10 protein-coding genes are annotated in these 13,869 nt (G+C 72.3%); 6 read left to right on the top strand and 4 right to left on the bottom strand.

The window, feature by feature from the left end; translation table 11 throughout:
* Positions 1-4: 4 nt before the first annotated feature.
* The 4 genes from KIK05_RS10395 to KIK05_RS10380 all read left to right on the top strand — a co-directional run bounded on the left by KIK05_RS10395 (position 5) and on the right by KIK05_RS10380 (position 5,197).
* The gene (locus tag KIK05_RS10395) at positions 5-1,324 is read left to right on the top strand and encodes an ABC transporter substrate-binding protein (protein ID WP_214410391.1); all 1,320 of its coding nucleotides are present in this window, start codon (positions 5-7) and stop codon (positions 1,322-1,324) included.
* Between the two features lie 202 nt (positions 1,325-1,526).
* Positions 1,527-3,149, top strand: coding sequence for a beta-N-acetylhexosaminidase (locus KIK05_RS10390; protein ID WP_214410390.1), 1,623 nt, complete (start codon positions 1,527-1,529; stop codon positions 3,147-3,149).
* 186 nt (positions 3,150-3,335) lie between these two features.
* Entirely contained in the window at positions 3,336-3,755 is a 420-nt protein-coding gene (locus tag KIK05_RS10385) for a tyrosine-protein phosphatase (RefSeq protein ID WP_214410389.1), read from the top strand.
* Between the two features lie 65 nt (positions 3,756-3,820).
* Positions 3,821-5,197, top strand: a complete 1,377-nt coding sequence (locus tag KIK05_RS10380) for a hypothetical protein (RefSeq protein ID WP_214410388.1) — start codon at positions 3,821-3,823, stop codon at positions 5,195-5,197.
* Between the two features lie 25 nt (positions 5,198-5,222).
* On the opposite strand, the gene KIK05_RS10375 is transcribed toward KIK05_RS10380, so the two are convergent.
* The gene (locus KIK05_RS10375; protein WP_214410387.1) at positions 5,223-6,923 is read right to left on the bottom strand and encodes a serine/threonine-protein kinase; all 1,701 of its coding nucleotides are present in this window, start codon (positions 6,921-6,923) and stop codon (positions 5,223-5,225) included.
* A 135-nt stretch (positions 6,924-7,058) separates the two neighbouring features.
* On the opposite strand from KIK05_RS10375, the gene KIK05_RS10370 reads away from it, so the two are divergent.
* Complete coding sequence (locus tag KIK05_RS10370; protein ID WP_214410386.1) at positions 7,059-7,658, top strand: TetR family transcriptional regulator; 600 nt, start codon at positions 7,059-7,061, stop codon at positions 7,656-7,658.
* Positions 7,659-7,763: 105 nt separating this feature from the next.
* On the opposite strand, the gene mctP is transcribed toward KIK05_RS10370, so the two are convergent.
* From mctP to KIK05_RS10355, 3 genes are all read right to left on the bottom strand, one after another.
* Complete coding sequence (gene mctP, locus KIK05_RS10365) at positions 7,764-9,371, bottom strand: monocarboxylate uptake permease MctP (protein ID WP_214410385.1); 1,608 nt, start codon at positions 9,369-9,371, stop codon at positions 7,764-7,766.
* The gene (locus KIK05_RS10360) at positions 9,368-9,598 is read right to left on the bottom strand and encodes a DUF3311 domain-containing protein (RefSeq protein WP_250562525.1); all 231 of its coding nucleotides are present in this window, start codon (positions 9,596-9,598) and stop codon (positions 9,368-9,370) included. Before KIK05_RS10360 ends, mctP begins: the two co-directional genes overlap by 4 nt.
* A 134-nt stretch (positions 9,599-9,732) precedes the next feature.
* The gene (locus KIK05_RS10355; protein WP_214410383.1) at positions 9,733-11,328 is read right to left on the bottom strand and encodes a CocE/NonD family hydrolase; all 1,596 of its coding nucleotides are present in this window, start codon (positions 11,326-11,328) and stop codon (positions 9,733-9,735) included.
* 299 nt (positions 11,329-11,627) lie between these two features.
* Here KIK05_RS10355 and KIK05_RS10350 point away from each other — a divergent pair, with 299 nt between their 5' ends.
* On the top strand, positions 11,628-13,787 hold the full coding sequence (locus tag KIK05_RS10350) for an anthranilate synthase component I (RefSeq protein ID WP_214410382.1): 2,160 nt from the start codon (positions 11,628-11,630) through the stop codon (positions 13,785-13,787).
* The last annotated feature ends 82 nt before the right edge of the window (positions 13,788-13,869 follow it).

Below are 13,869 nucleotides of genomic sequence, written 5' to 3'. Positions count from 1 at the left end.
GAATATGACCACCCCCCGGATTCGCTGGGCCGACGCCGCCTTCGGCGCGCTCCTCCTCGCCGCCACCGCCTGTGGCGGCTCGGGCTCCTCCGGAGGATCCGGCGGCGAGAAGGTCACCCTGACCTACCGGCTCTGGGACGAGCAGCAGAAGGTCGGCTACGACAAGGTGATGGCCGCCTTCGAGAAGAGCCACCCGAACATCCACGTGAACATCGAGTTGCTGCCCTGGGACCAGTACTGGCTCAAGCTCACCTCCGACGCCGTCGCGGGCACCGGCCCCGACGTGTGCTGGATGACCGTCGGGTACTTCCCCGAGTTCGTCACCAAGGGCGTGCTCGCCGACCTCTCCTCCCTGGGCATCGACACCGGCCAGTACAAGAAGACCGTCGTCGACGGCTACACCTACCAGGGCAAGCTGTACGGCGTGCCCAAGGACTGGGGCATCGTCGGCCTGCTGTACAACAAGGACCTGTTCAAGAAGGCCGGCGTCACGATGCCGGACAAGCTCACCTGGGCGCCGGACGGCTCGGGCACCCTCCTCCCGCTGGCCCGCAAGCTCACCGTCGACGCGGCCGGCAAGCACCCCGGTGACAGCGGCTTCGACGCCGGCTCGGTCAAGCAGTGGGGGTTCGCCTCCTGGAACCACTACCAGACCCAGTGGATGAACTGGGTGAACTCCAACGGCGGCAAGCTGATCGACAAGCCGTTCGGCAAGTGGGCCATGAACGACGACGCCTCCGTGCAGGGCCTGCAGTGGGGCGTCGACCTGGTGAACAAGTACCACGTCTCGCCCCCCGCCACCCAGACCAACCCCCCGACCGGCAAGGTCACCGCGATGTTCGAGCGCGGCGAGGTCGCGATGTTCCCCGCCAACAACGCGCTGCTGCCGTTCGTCGCCCCCGAGTCCAACTTCGAGATCGGCGTCACCACGATGCCCGAGGGCCCGGCCGGGCGGTCGGTCAACATGGCCGGCGGCGCCGACACGGTCCTGGCCGGCTCCAAGCACCCGCAGGAGGCCCGCGAGCTGGTGAAGTTCCTCGGGTCCCGCGACGCCCAGAAGATGATGGCCGACTCCGGGTTCGCGTTCCCGGCGCTGAACGGCCTGGAGCAGGGCTACGTCGACTTCTGGAAGGCCAAGAAGATCGACGTCGCGCCGTTCGTGGAGGAGTCCAAGGGCCTGACCTACAACCTCCCGGTGGTCACCGGCTTCAACTCCTTCGAGTCGAAGATGAACCAGATCTTCAACGACATGTACCTCGGCAAGATCACGCCGAAGGCCGCCGCCGACCAGGCCGTCCAGGAGGGCAACGCCACCATCAAGTGAGGCCGCCGCGCGCTTCTCACCTCACCCGGGGGCAGGGCGCGCAGCCTCACCATGCCCGCGTCCAAGGGCCGGCCGGGAGGGTCACCGCCTCGGTCAAGGGAGCCGCCCTCGTCCCCTCGTGGCCACAAGCGGCCCGGACAACGCCTACTTCGACCACGCCGACCTCGCCGACGCCAAGATCACCTGTGACTGAAGGGACCCCATGATCATCCCGAGGCCCGAGCGCCTGGAAGCCCGCCCCGGCTCGTTCACCGTCGGCCCGGACACCCGGATCGCGGCGGATCCCGCCCTCGCCGGCGTGGCCGCCTGGCTCCGCTCCGAGCTCGGCGCGGCGACCGGCCACGACCTCCCCCCGGGCCGGCCGGACCTCGGGGCGATCGTCCTGGCGCTCGCGCCGCAGGGCGCCCTCGGCCCCGAGGAGTACCGGCTGACGGTGGACCCCGAGGGCGTGCGCGTCGAGGCCGGGGGAGCGGCGGGGGCGTTCTACGGCGCCCAGACGTTCCGCCAGCTGCTCCCGCCCGAGGCCTTCCGCCGCGCCCCCGCCGGCGCCGGGCCCTGGACCGCGCCGGCCGTCCACATCGAGGACGGGCCCCGCTTCCCCTGGCGCGGCTGCCTGCTGGACGTGGCGCGGCACTTCATGACCAGGGCGGAGGTGCTGCGCTTCGTCGACCTGCTCGCCATGCACAAGATCAACGTGCTGCACCTGCACCTCACCGACGACCAGGGCTGGCGCCTGGAGATCAAGAAGTACCCCCGCCTCACCGAGGTGGGCGCCTGGCGGGAGGAGAGCCAGAAGGGGTGGGCCGGCCCGATGGACGGCCAGCCCCACGGCGGTTTCTACACCCAGCAGGACATCCGGGAGATCGTGGCGTACGCGGCCGCCCGCCACATCACCGTGGTCCCGGAGATCGACATCCCCGGCCACACCCAGGCCGCCATCGCCGCCCACCCCGAGCTCGGCAACCTCGACACCCCGATCGGGGTCGCCACCACCTGGGGGATCTCCGCCAACGTCCTCAATGTCGAGGAATCCACCCTGGACTTCTTCCGGGACGTCTTCGACGAGGTGCTGGAGCTCTTCCCGAGCCCCTACATCTGCGTCGGCGGCGACGAGTGCCGCAAGGACCAGTGGCGGGCGAGCTCGGCCGTCCGGCGCCGGATCGCCGAGCTCGGCCTGCGCGGCGAGGACGAGCTGCAGAGCTGGTTCATCCGGCGGTTCGACGACCACCTGGCGGCCCGGGGCCGGCGGCTCGTCGGCTGGGACGAGATCCTGGAGGGCGGCCTGGCGCCAGGCGCGGTCGTCGCCTCCTGGCGCAGCCTGGACGGCGTGGTCCTGGGGGCCCGCGCCGGCCACGACGTCATCAACTGCCTCAACACCTCGGTGTACCTCGACTACCGGCAGTCGGAGAGCCCCGAGGAGCCCGTCCCCTTCGGCACCGTGCTCCCCCTCGCCGGCGTGTACGCCTTCGAGCCGGTCCCCGACGGGCTCACCGAGGCCGAGGCCGCCCACGTCATCGGCGCCACGTGCTGCCTGTGGACCGAGCTCATCGACTCGGCCCGGCGGCTGGACTACATGGCCTTCCCCCGGCTGTGCGCCTTCGCCGAGGCCGTGTGGCGGCGCGGCGGGCGCGACCTCGCGGAGTTCCGCGGGCGGCTCGGCGCGCACCTGCGGCGGCTGGACGCGGCCGGGGTCGAGTACCGCGGGGAGGAGGGCCCGCTGCCCTGGCAGACCCGCCCCGGCGTGCCCGGCCGCCCGGAGGAACTCGACAGCTGGCTCGCGCACATGGCGGCCGAGACCGGCAACATCCGGGGCGCCCGCCCATGACCGGCGACCCGCCGCCCGGATTCGTCCTCCCCGGGAACGGCACCCCCGGTGAGCCGGCCGGCGACGCGCGCGGGGAGACCCCCGGCCTCCCGCCGCCCGGGGAGGCGTCCGGCGGCGCGTCCGGAGAGGCGTCCGGCCGGCCGCAGAGGGAGGCCGGCCGGCCGGGCGCCCGAGGGGCCGGAGACCGTGCTTTCCTGGCCCGGGTGCGAGAACGCCCGGGACCTCGGCGGGCTGCCGCTCACCTCGGGCGGAGTGATCCGTCCGGGCGCGCTGCTGCGCTCGGACGGCCACCACCGGCTGACGCCGGAAGGGGCGCGGGCGGTGCTCGGGGCGGGCCTGTCGCTCATCGTCGACCTGCGCCTGCCCGCCGAGTGCGCCGCCCTGCCCAGCGCGTTCGCCGGAACCCCGATCTACTGCAACATCTCGGTCCTGGATCCGGCGAAGGAGGAGGACGAGATCCTGGAGCTGATCGGCGACTCCCTCCCGGAGATCTACCGGCTGATCCTCGACCGCCATGGCGGAGCCGAGGCCTATCTCCGCGCGGCCGGCATGACCCCGGCCGAGCCGGCCGCGCTGCGGGCACGCCTCACGACGCCCCGGCCCTGAAGGCGCGCCCGCCCGATCCGTCCCGTCCGGCATCTCCTCCCCCTTACCCCCCGAAGGAGCCGCACATGGACACAAGACGACTCGCCCGGCTCACGGCCGCCGTCGCGCTCGTGGTCGCGAGCGTGACGGCGTTCCAGGCACCCGCCGGAGCCGCCACCGGAACGGTGATCTCCTCCTCCGAGCTCGCCGCCGTCACCCCGCTCGACGACGGCGGCAGCTTCACCACCATCACCCGTCACCGCGACGCCGTGGAGGCGTCGTCCCGGCCGCTGACGGTCACCGACCTCTCCGAGGTCGTGACGGGCGGCTACCGCACCCAGGGGATCTGCCACGCCACCGACCTGCACGTCTCGGCGTCGGTGTCGGGTTTCTGCTGGGCGGGCGGGGACGACTCCACCAACGTGTGGTACCCGCAGGGCATCACCGGCAGCGGCGACGGGGCCAACGGGTCGGTGCTGTACACCCCCTGCGCGGGCTGCGCGGCCAGGAAGATCGTCGCGGTGAGCTGGCACAGCAGCGCCCATCACGAGGCAGGCGAGAACCGGCTGGCACGCGTCAGCTTCGTCGACGTCACCTCGGGGGTCGCCGGGGCGAGCTACCGGCACGTGCTGCTCGTCGAGCCGGACGACACCGCCGCCGGCTACCACGCCGTGCCGAGCCACGCCGACGGCATCATGTGGTACGGCAACAAGCTCTTCATGGTGACCGGCGGCGACCCGGCGGCCGGCGGGGGAGACCGCCTCGTCCGGGTGTTCGACCTGCGGCACATCTGGAAGATGAGTTCCACCTCCTCGGTGTCGGTCGGCTGCACGGCCTCGGCGTGCTCGGCGGCCTACCACATCTACGCGCTCCCGGAGATCGGCTACTACCGTTTCACCGGGGGAGGGGTCTGCGCCTCGCTCGCCCTCGCCGAGCCGTGCATGACCGGCGTCTCCCTCGACAGGTCCGGCTACCCCGACGCCATGGTGACCACGGAGTTCAAGTTCGGCGGCTCGGGCGGGAAGATCCTGCGCTGGCCGCTCGACGCGGGAACCGCGCTGCTGAAGAAGAGCTCCGACGGCTACGTCCACCCGATCGCCGGATGGCGCTCCCCGGTCTGGGACGTGCAGGGCGGGGTCTTCACCGGCGGCCGCGGCGTGCTGACCGGCCGCTGCCCCAACGGCACGCCCGTGGTGAGTTACATGCCCGCGACGACCGACGGGCAGGTCGTCAACTCCTCGGGCACCACCTACACCAAGTCCTGCCTGCACAAGGCCACCCTCGCGGCCGACGGCACCCTGGACCTCCACTACTGGACCACCGCTCCGGCCAACTCCCAGAATGCCAGTTACTGGCCGGCCAGCGGTGAGCTGTGGGTGGACAGCGAGTTCAAGGGCGACGGCGTCTACCCGGGCGACCGCCTGGTGCTGGTGTTCAGCGGTCCGGGCCTGTCCTGCTCCTGAGCCCCGCCGAAGGCGTCCGGGGGCCTCAGCTGAGGGGCCGGAAAAAGGTACCGGGACGGTCGTCCCCCAGCACCGCGCCCACGCAGCGGAAGACCCGGACGCCTTCCTTGAACGCCTCGGGGGTCGGCGGGAGCACGTCGTTCATCCACTTGGCCGGCGCGATCTCCTTGGCCCGGCCGTACCGCGACTGGATCAGGACCTGGTCGGAGCAAAGCTTCTTCACCAGGGGATGCCTGGCGAGGTCGCGCGAGTTGTAGGTGAGCGCGTCCACCGGGAGCGGGGCCACGGCGTAGGTCTCCCAGGAGTGCTCCTCCTCGCAGCCACGCCGGACGGCCGTCACCGAGCCCGAGACGTCGGTGATTCCGCCCCAGCACTCGGCCTGGCGCACGCAGGCCGCCTGCGCGCCCGCCACCGCGGCGGCGGGGCAGCCGGCCGTCGTGGTCTCCACGCCCCCGGTCACCTTCTCGGCGGCGGCGGGCGAGGCGCCGGCCGCCGGCGGGCCGGAGGTGGTCCCACCGCCGGCGGGACCGTCCACCGGGGGCCGCTGCTCCAACAGCATGATCGCCGCGCCGATCGTCAGCAGCAGGGCGAAGGCGCCGGCGATCGCGACGTACACCCCCGAGTGCGACTGCGGCCTGGCCGGCGGCCGGGGCTGGGTGCTCACCGAGGCGCGGGCGCCCGGTCCCGTCACGACCGCCCGGCGCACCTCCTCGCGCCGGTCCGGACGGCGCCCGGCGCCGGGGCGCACCCCCTCCGGCCGGTCCGCCTCACGCACAGCGGCAGGCCGCGGCGACCCGGGGGGATGCCCCGCCGGCCGTGGCCGGTTCGCCGGTCCCCCCGAGGACGGCCAGGGCATCCCGGACGCCGGGGACGGCCCCGGCCCCGCGGGCACCTCGGACAGCACCGCCGCGGGGATCTCCGCCAGTGCGTCGCGCAGCGCCGCCGCCGAAGGGGTGCGCTCGCGCAGGTCGCTCGCCATTCCGGCCCGCAGGACGGCGGTCAGCTCCGGCGGGACGCCGGGGATCTCCGGGATCGGCCTGCGGTGCAGCGCGACGATCATCGCGATGTTGACGACACCGCTCTCCGGGAAGCGCGGCGGGCGGCCGCTGAGCAGGGCGTACAGCGTCGCCGCCAGCGAGTAGACGTCGCCCGCGGGGCTCGGCTCGGCGAGCTCGAACGCCTCCGGAGGCCCGAACGCCGGCGTCAGCGACTCCCGCGTCACCGACGCCTCGCCTTCGCCGTGGGCGGTGGCGGCGAGCCCGAAGTCCGACAGGGCGACCATGCCGTAGCCGTTGACCAGGATGTTCGCCGGCTTGACGTCGCGGTGCAGCACCCCGGCGGCGTGGGCGGCGGCCAGCGCGTCGGCGATGCGGACGCCGATGTCGCGCACCTCGGCCGGCGGCAGCGGACCTTCCCGGCGCAGCCGGTCGGACAGCGAGCCGTTCGGGCACAGCTCCAGGACGATGTACGGCCGGCCGTCGCCGAGCACCCCGGCGTCGTACACGTCGGCCACGTGGGGATGCCCGGACAGCGCTCCCGCTGAGGTGACCTCCCGCATGAAGCGGCGCCGGTCGCGCTCGGAGACCAGCACGCGGTTGTCCACCTTGAGGGCGACCTCGCGGCGCACGGCCAGTTGCAACGCCCGGTACACGACCCCGAAACCACCCTGCCCGAGGATCCCGAGCACCTCGTAGCCCGGCACCTCGGGTGCTCCAGGCTCGGTCACCTTCCACCTCCATCGCGGCACGCGATCGGCACATTACCGGAAAGGCGGACTTCGGTAGATCACCCCTCGCGTCACCTGAGGGGAACGTGGCCGAGGCGCGGACGTCCCGCCGGACCGGCCGTATGCTTGTCGTCCATGGCGACCGTGGCGGGGAACGGCGGGCGGGACCCCGATCGGCGCCGGGCGCTTCTCGACGCGGCCGACAGAGTGATCCGGCGTGAGGGCCCGCAGGCATCCATGGCGGCCATCGCCGCCGAGGCGGGCATCACCAAGCCCATCCTCTACCGGCATTTCGGCGACAAGAGCGGCCTGTACCAGGCGCTGGCCGACCGGCACGCCCGCACCGTGATCAGGCAGTTGCGGGTGGAGTTCGCCAAGACCCGCACCGACCTGCGCACCCGGGCCCGGGCGACCATCGAGACCTACCTCGACATGATCGCCGCCAACCGCAACCTCTACCGCTTCCTGTTCCACCGGGCCGGCGCCGAGGACAGCCGCACGCACTCCCACATGGCCTCGATCGTGCGCAGCCTGGGCGAGGAGCTCGGCGCCGTCATCGCCGCCGACGCCGCGGTGGCCGACCCCGTGCGGGCGCAGATCCTCGGCCACGCGTTCGTCGGCATGGTGCAGACCACGGGCGACTGGTGGCTGGAGCACCGCGAGGTCGACCGCCGGCAGGTCGTCGACGGCCTCGTGGACGTGATCGCCGCCGCCATGGGCGACGGCAGGCCCTGACGGGAGCCTGGCGCCCGCACGTGGAACGGCCGGTGGTCCCCGGGTGGGACCACCGGCCGTGGGCGCCGGTCGCGCACCCCGCGAGCTCGGCGGGGCCGCGTGGTGTCAGTGCGAGCCGGAGAGCTCGACCTCGTGGACGCGGGGGTCGCCCTCGTCGGCGAAGTAGTCCGACGGCCGCGTGGTGTCCGGGCCGTCGGCCAGCCTGCCCGCGCGGGCGATCGCCGTGCCGATCACCGCGACGAGGAGGTTGACCACCAGGGCGAGGAAGCCGACGTAGACCGTCATCTTGGTGTCCAGGCCGAGCTTGGACAGCTGGAAGGCCGAGCCGCCGAAGTGGGCGTGGTTGGTCGCCGGGTTGGCGATGTTGTAGAGCATCAGCATGCCCGACCCCATGCCGGCCACCCAGCCCGCGATCAGCCCGCCGCGGTGGAACCAGCGGGTGTACAGGCCGAGCGCGACCGCCGGGAGGGTCTGCAGGATGATCACGCCGCCGATCAGCTGCAGGTCGATGGAGAACTGCGGGTCGATGAGCAGGATCACCAGCACCGCGCCGACCTTCACCACCAGCGAGGCGATCTTGCTGACCGCCGCCTCCTGGGCGTCGGTGGCGTCCCGCTTGATGTACTCCTTGTAGATGTTGCGGGTGAACAGGTTCGCCGCGGCGATCGACATGATCGCGGCGGGCACCAGGGCGCCGATGCCGACGGCGGCGTAGGCCACGCCGGCGAACCAGTCGGGGAACATCTTGTCGAACAGCTGCGGGATCACCGTGTTGGCGTCGGCCTTGCCGCCGGCGGTGATCGGCTTGATCCCGGCCGCGATCGCCATGTACCCGAGCAGCGCGATCAGGCCGAGCAGCAGGCTGTAGGCCGGCAGGGCCGACATGTTCCGCTTGATCACGTTACGGTTGCGCGCGGCCAGGACGCCGGTGACGCTGTGCGGGTAGAGGAACAGCGCCATGGCCGAGCCGAGGGCGAGCGTGACGTACTGCAGCTGGTTGCCGGCGTTGAGCAGGTAGCCGTCGCCCGGGGCCGGCGTCGCGTCGAACTTCGCCTTGGCCGCGTCGAAGATCGTGCCCCAGCCGCCCAGCCTGGCCGGGATGTAGATCACCGCGACGAGGATCACCACGTAGATCAGTGAGTCCTTGACGAAGGCGATCAGCGCCGGGGCGCGCAGGCCCGACTGGTAGGTGTAGGCGGCCAGGATCGCGAAGGCGATGATCAGCGGCAGGTCGCCGGTCACGCCCATCGTCTTCAGCACCGACTCGATGCCGATGAGCTGGAGCGCGATGTACGGCATCGTGGCGACCAGGCCGGTGATGGCGATCAGCAGGGCCAGCGTGGGGGAGCCGAACCTCGCGCGCACGAAGTCCGCCGGGGTCACCATGCCGTGCACGTGCGACACCGACCACAGCCGGATCAGCACGAGGAACACCAGCGGGTAGGTCACGATCGTGTACGGCAGCGCGAAGAACCCGGTCGCCCCGGCGCCGTACAGCAGTGCGGGCACCGCGACGAAGGTGTAGGCGGTGTACAGGTCGCCGCCGACCAGGAACCAGGTGATCCACGAGCCGAACTTCCGGCCGCCGAGCCCCCACTCGTGCAGGCTGGCCAGGTCGTCGGGACGGCGCCAGCGCGCCGCGACGAAGCCCATGCCGCTGACGGCCAGGAACAGCACGGCGAATACGACGATCTCGGTGACGTGCCCGCTCATCGCCCGCTCCGCTTCTTGCCCGTCTGGTACACGATGGTCGTGGCGCCGACGCCGAGCACGATGAAGGCGAGCTGCAGCCAGTAGAACAGCGGGAACCCGAACAGCCGGGGCTCGTCGGCGTTGTACAGCGCGGGGATCAACGGGATCACGACCGGTACGAGCAGCAACCAGTTCCAGGGGTTGCGATCGCTGCGCGCCGGGCGCTCTTCGCTTGGTGGCGTGGTCAACACACTCTCCTAGGAGAAGAGAGGTATGTCTAGCCTGATCAGGCTAGTTATCGGTTGACCGGAAGCGTAGTTACGATGGTCCGGCCCGGCCCGCACCAATCGGCGAACGGCCCTGTTGGCGCGCCGAGCGGTCGTCAGCCGGAGGCGTGGGGAAGGATGACCGCCGAGGGGCGGCCGGGGTCGTGGAAGATCTCCTGGTCGGCGGCGATGCCGGCGTGGCCCGTGGCGAGGGGCTCGCCGGTGCCGAGGTTGCGCGCCAGCCGGGGGTAGGCGCCGCTGGCGATCTGCACCCGCAGCCGGTGGCCGCGCCGGAAACGGTGGCCGATCGGCCACAGCTCGACCTCGACGCGGCGCACGCCGTGCTCGTCGGCGGGCGGCGTGCCCGGCACCAGGCGCCGGACGCCCTCGCACACGTTCAGGGAGGACCCGTCCGGGTGGACGTCGCACAGGCGCACCACCAGGTCGGTGTGGCCGGTGCTGGAACGCATGAACACCTCGGCCCTGACCGGGCCGATCAGGTCGAGGTCGTCCCTGAGCTCCTCGCCGGTGTAGACCAGCACGTCCGAGCGGGCCTCCAGCCGGCGGTTGTCGCGCGGGGCGGAGTTGCCGAGCAGCGTCGGGCCGCCGAGGACGGGAGTGGGGCGGGAGGGGTTGTAGCGGTACCGGTCGGGATACGACTCCAGCGGGCCGGTGGGGGCGAGGGCGAAGCCGGGCTGCAGGTGCCAGCGCCGTTCCTTCATGCCCGGCACCGGCCAGTCGTCGTAGTCGCGCCACTCGCCGGCCCCGGTGACGTACAGGCGGACGGGGCTCGGGCGCAGGCCCGACAGATCGCCGAGCAGGTGGGCGCGGAACCACGCCAGGGCGTCCAGGTTGGCCAGGCGGCCGTGCCGCACGTCGGCGTGGTGCCAGGGCCCGACCGTCAGGTAGGGGCGCCGCCCGGCGGCCCGCATGGCCACGTAGTCCTTCAGCTGCCAGGGCAGGAAGACGTCGTACCAGCCGCCCGTCATGGTGACCGCCGCGTCTACCTCGCCGACCGTGGCGGAGAAGTCCCGCTTCTTCCAGAACGGGACGGCCGGGTCGGCGTGGTGGGTGAGGACCTGCTGGAAGAACGGCAGGGTGCGCCCGCTGGCCAGGACGTCCAGCTCGCCGACCGGCCGCCCCGACAGCAGGGCCCGCTGGGCGCGCCGGGGGGCGAAGAGCACGGCGGCGCCGCTGAGCGGGCCCGACATCAGCGACGTCAGCGTGCTCCAGCTGAGCGTCGCCTCCAGCGCGAAGGACCCGCCCACGTAGGCGGCGTCACGGAACTGCGAGGCGGTCACCTGGGTGGCCATGGCCTTGAGGTCGGGACCGGCGTGCGGGGCGATCGCCCACTGCGCGTAGCCGAGGTAGCTCGGGCCGTGCATGGCGAAGCTGCCGCCGTACCAGGGCTGGTCGCGCATCCACTCGACGGTGGCCAGGCCGTCGTCCTGCTCGTCGAGCGGGGCCAGCTCGCCGCCCGAGCCGAAACCTCCCCGGCAGCTCTGCAGCACGACCTGGAACCCCTGCCGGGCGAAGGCCCTGCCGTAGGCCAGCCCGAAGACCCCGCGCCTGCCGTAGGGCGAGCGGATCAGTATGACCGGCGGCCTCGCCACGCCGACCGGGAAGTAGCGGTCGGCCAGCAGCACGGCGCCGTCAGGCATCGGGACCTGCATGTCCCGGTGGACGACCACGCGAAACGGTGTCCGGGCCATGAGCGCTCCTCGTCGGAATCGGGACGGCGTCCCGGGGATGTAAGCAGCGCTTTACTCATTGGTAACATGGTAGTGCTATCAGCGGCCGGGCGCTGTGACGGAAGTCACTCTCGACTCGGAGGGCCTCTCCGGTGTGTCGGCCCGAACAAGTGGCGAGGGGCGGGAGGTGCCGCTAGCATTCAGGCATGCGAAGCACCTCACCCGCGCAGTGGTGGCGCCGCTCCTAGGCGGCGCGCGTTTCGCATTCTCACCGACGGCCGCCCCGGGAGGCGGCCTTTTTCATGCCCGCCCGGGGCTCAATGCAAGATCGAAAGGGCGGGGCAAGGGTGGACACGAGCGGATATACCACTGCGGGTGGTATCGCTGTCGAGGTCACGACGGCAGACGTTCCCGAGTCCGTGCTGGAGGAGGTCGTCACCTCCCTCGGCGAGCGCCGGGGCGGCGTGCTGTCCTCCGGCATGGAGTACCCCGGCCGCTACAGCCGATGGCACCTCGCCTACGTCGACCCGATCCTGGAGATCGTCGCCAGGGGCCGCCGGATCTCCGCCCGCGCGCTGAACGAGCGTGGGCGGGTCGTCCTGCCGGCCGTGGCCTCCTGCCTGCTCGCCGCGGGCAAGACCACCGCCGAGCCCGGCGCCGACCACGTCGAGGTGTACGTCGAGCAGTCCGAGGACATCCTGCCCGAGGAGATGCGCAGCCGCCGCCCCACCGTCTTCACCGCCATCCGCGAGGTCGTCGCCGCCTTCGCCGGCGACGACGAGCACCTCGGGCTGTACGGCGCGTTCGGCTACGACCTCGCCTTCCAGTTCGAGCCCGTCCGTCAGGCCCTGGACCGGGCGCCCGACCAGCGCGACCTGGTCCTCCACCTGCCCGACCGCGTCATGGTGATCGACCGCAAGCGCGAGACCAGCCGCGAATACCTCTACGAGTTCACCGTCGACGGCGTCTCCACCCGCGGCCTGCCGCGCACCGGCGAGAGCGTGCCCCTGCCCCCGCCGGCCGCCGAGATCCCGCAGAACCCGCCGCGGGGCGAGTACGCCGCCGTCGTCGAGGCCGCCAAGCGGAAGTTCGTGCGCGGCGACCTGTTCGAGGTCGTGCCCGGCCAGGTCTTCCACGCCCCCTGCGCCGACCCCGCCGCCTTCTACCGCGGCCTGCGCAAGAGCAACCCCGCCCCGTACGAGTTCCTGTTCAACCTCGGCGAGGGCGAGCACCTGGTCGGCGCCTCGCCCGAGATGTACGTCCGGGTGCAGGGCGACCGGGTGGAGACCTGCCCGATCTCCGGCACGATCGCCCGCGGCACCAACCCCGTGGAGGACGCCGAGGCCATCCGCACACTGCTCAGCTCCACTAAGGAGGAGTCGGAGCTGACCATGTGCACCGACGTCGACCGTAACGACAAGTCGCGCATCTGCGTGCCCGGCACCGTGCAGGTCATCGGCCGGCGCCAGATCGAGATGTACTCCCGCCTCATCCACACCGTCGACCACATCGAGGGCCGCCTGCGCCCCGGGTTCGACGCCCTGGACGCCTTCCTCACCCACATGTGGGCCGTCACGGTCACCGGCGCGCCCAAGACCTGGGCCATGCAGTTCATCGAGGACCACGAGGCCACCCCGCGCCGCTGGTACGGCGGGGCCGTCGGCTATCTGGGGTTCGACGGGTCGATGAACACCGGCCTCACCCTGCGCACCGCCCAGATCCGCGGCGGCGTCGCCACGGTCCGTGCCGGGGCCACCCTGCTGTACGACTCCGACCCCGCCGCCGAGGAGCGCGAGACCGAGCTCAAGGCCAGCGCCCTGCTCGGAGCGCTCGCCGCCGTCGGCGCCCCAGAGGCCGAGACCGAGGCCGCACCGGTGGCCGAGCGTCCCGGCGAGGGCATGAAGGTCCTGCTCGTCGACCACGAGGACTCCTTCGTCAACACCCTCGCCGACTACTTCCGCCAGCAGGGCGCCGACGTCGTCACGCTGCGCCACGGCTTCCCGCTCGCCATGCTGGAGGAGATCACGCCCGACCTGGTCGTGCTCTCGCCCGGCCCTGGCTGGCCGTCCGACTTCGGCTGCGCGGCCCTGGTGGACGCCCTGTACGCCCGCGACCTGCCCGTCTTCGGCGTCTGTCTCGGCCTGCAGGCGATGGTCGAGCAGGCCGGGGGCACGCTGTCGCTGCTGGCGCAGCCCGAGCACGGCAAGCGTGGCAGCGTCGGCCGCGTGGGCGACAGCGCGCTGCTCGACGGTCTCCCGCCCGAGTTCACCGCCGCCCGCTACCACTCCCTGCACGCCAAGCAGGACGGGGTGAAGGGCTTCACGGTGACCGCGCTCACCCCCGACGGGGCGGTCATGGCCATCGAGGACACCGCCAACCGGCGCTTCGCCGTCCAGTTCCACCCCGAGTCGATCCTCACCGCCGAGGGCTCGGCCGGGGCGCGGATCGTCGCCAACGTGTTGAGGCTGTGCCGAGCTTGAGTAAAGGCCGCCAGGGCTCCACGGCACCCGTCGTAGAGTCCACCTGCTGAGGCGAGGGGCGCGGCGGCGCGGGACGCCGCCT

The organism is Sphaerisporangium fuscum, assembly GCF_018531465.1.
Lineage (GTDB): Bacteria > Actinomycetota > Actinomycetes > Streptosporangiales > Streptosporangiaceae > Sphaerisporangium > Sphaerisporangium fuscum.
The sequence above is the reverse complement of the archived record's forward strand: the minus strand, read 5'-3'. Positions and strand labels throughout refer to the sequence as shown.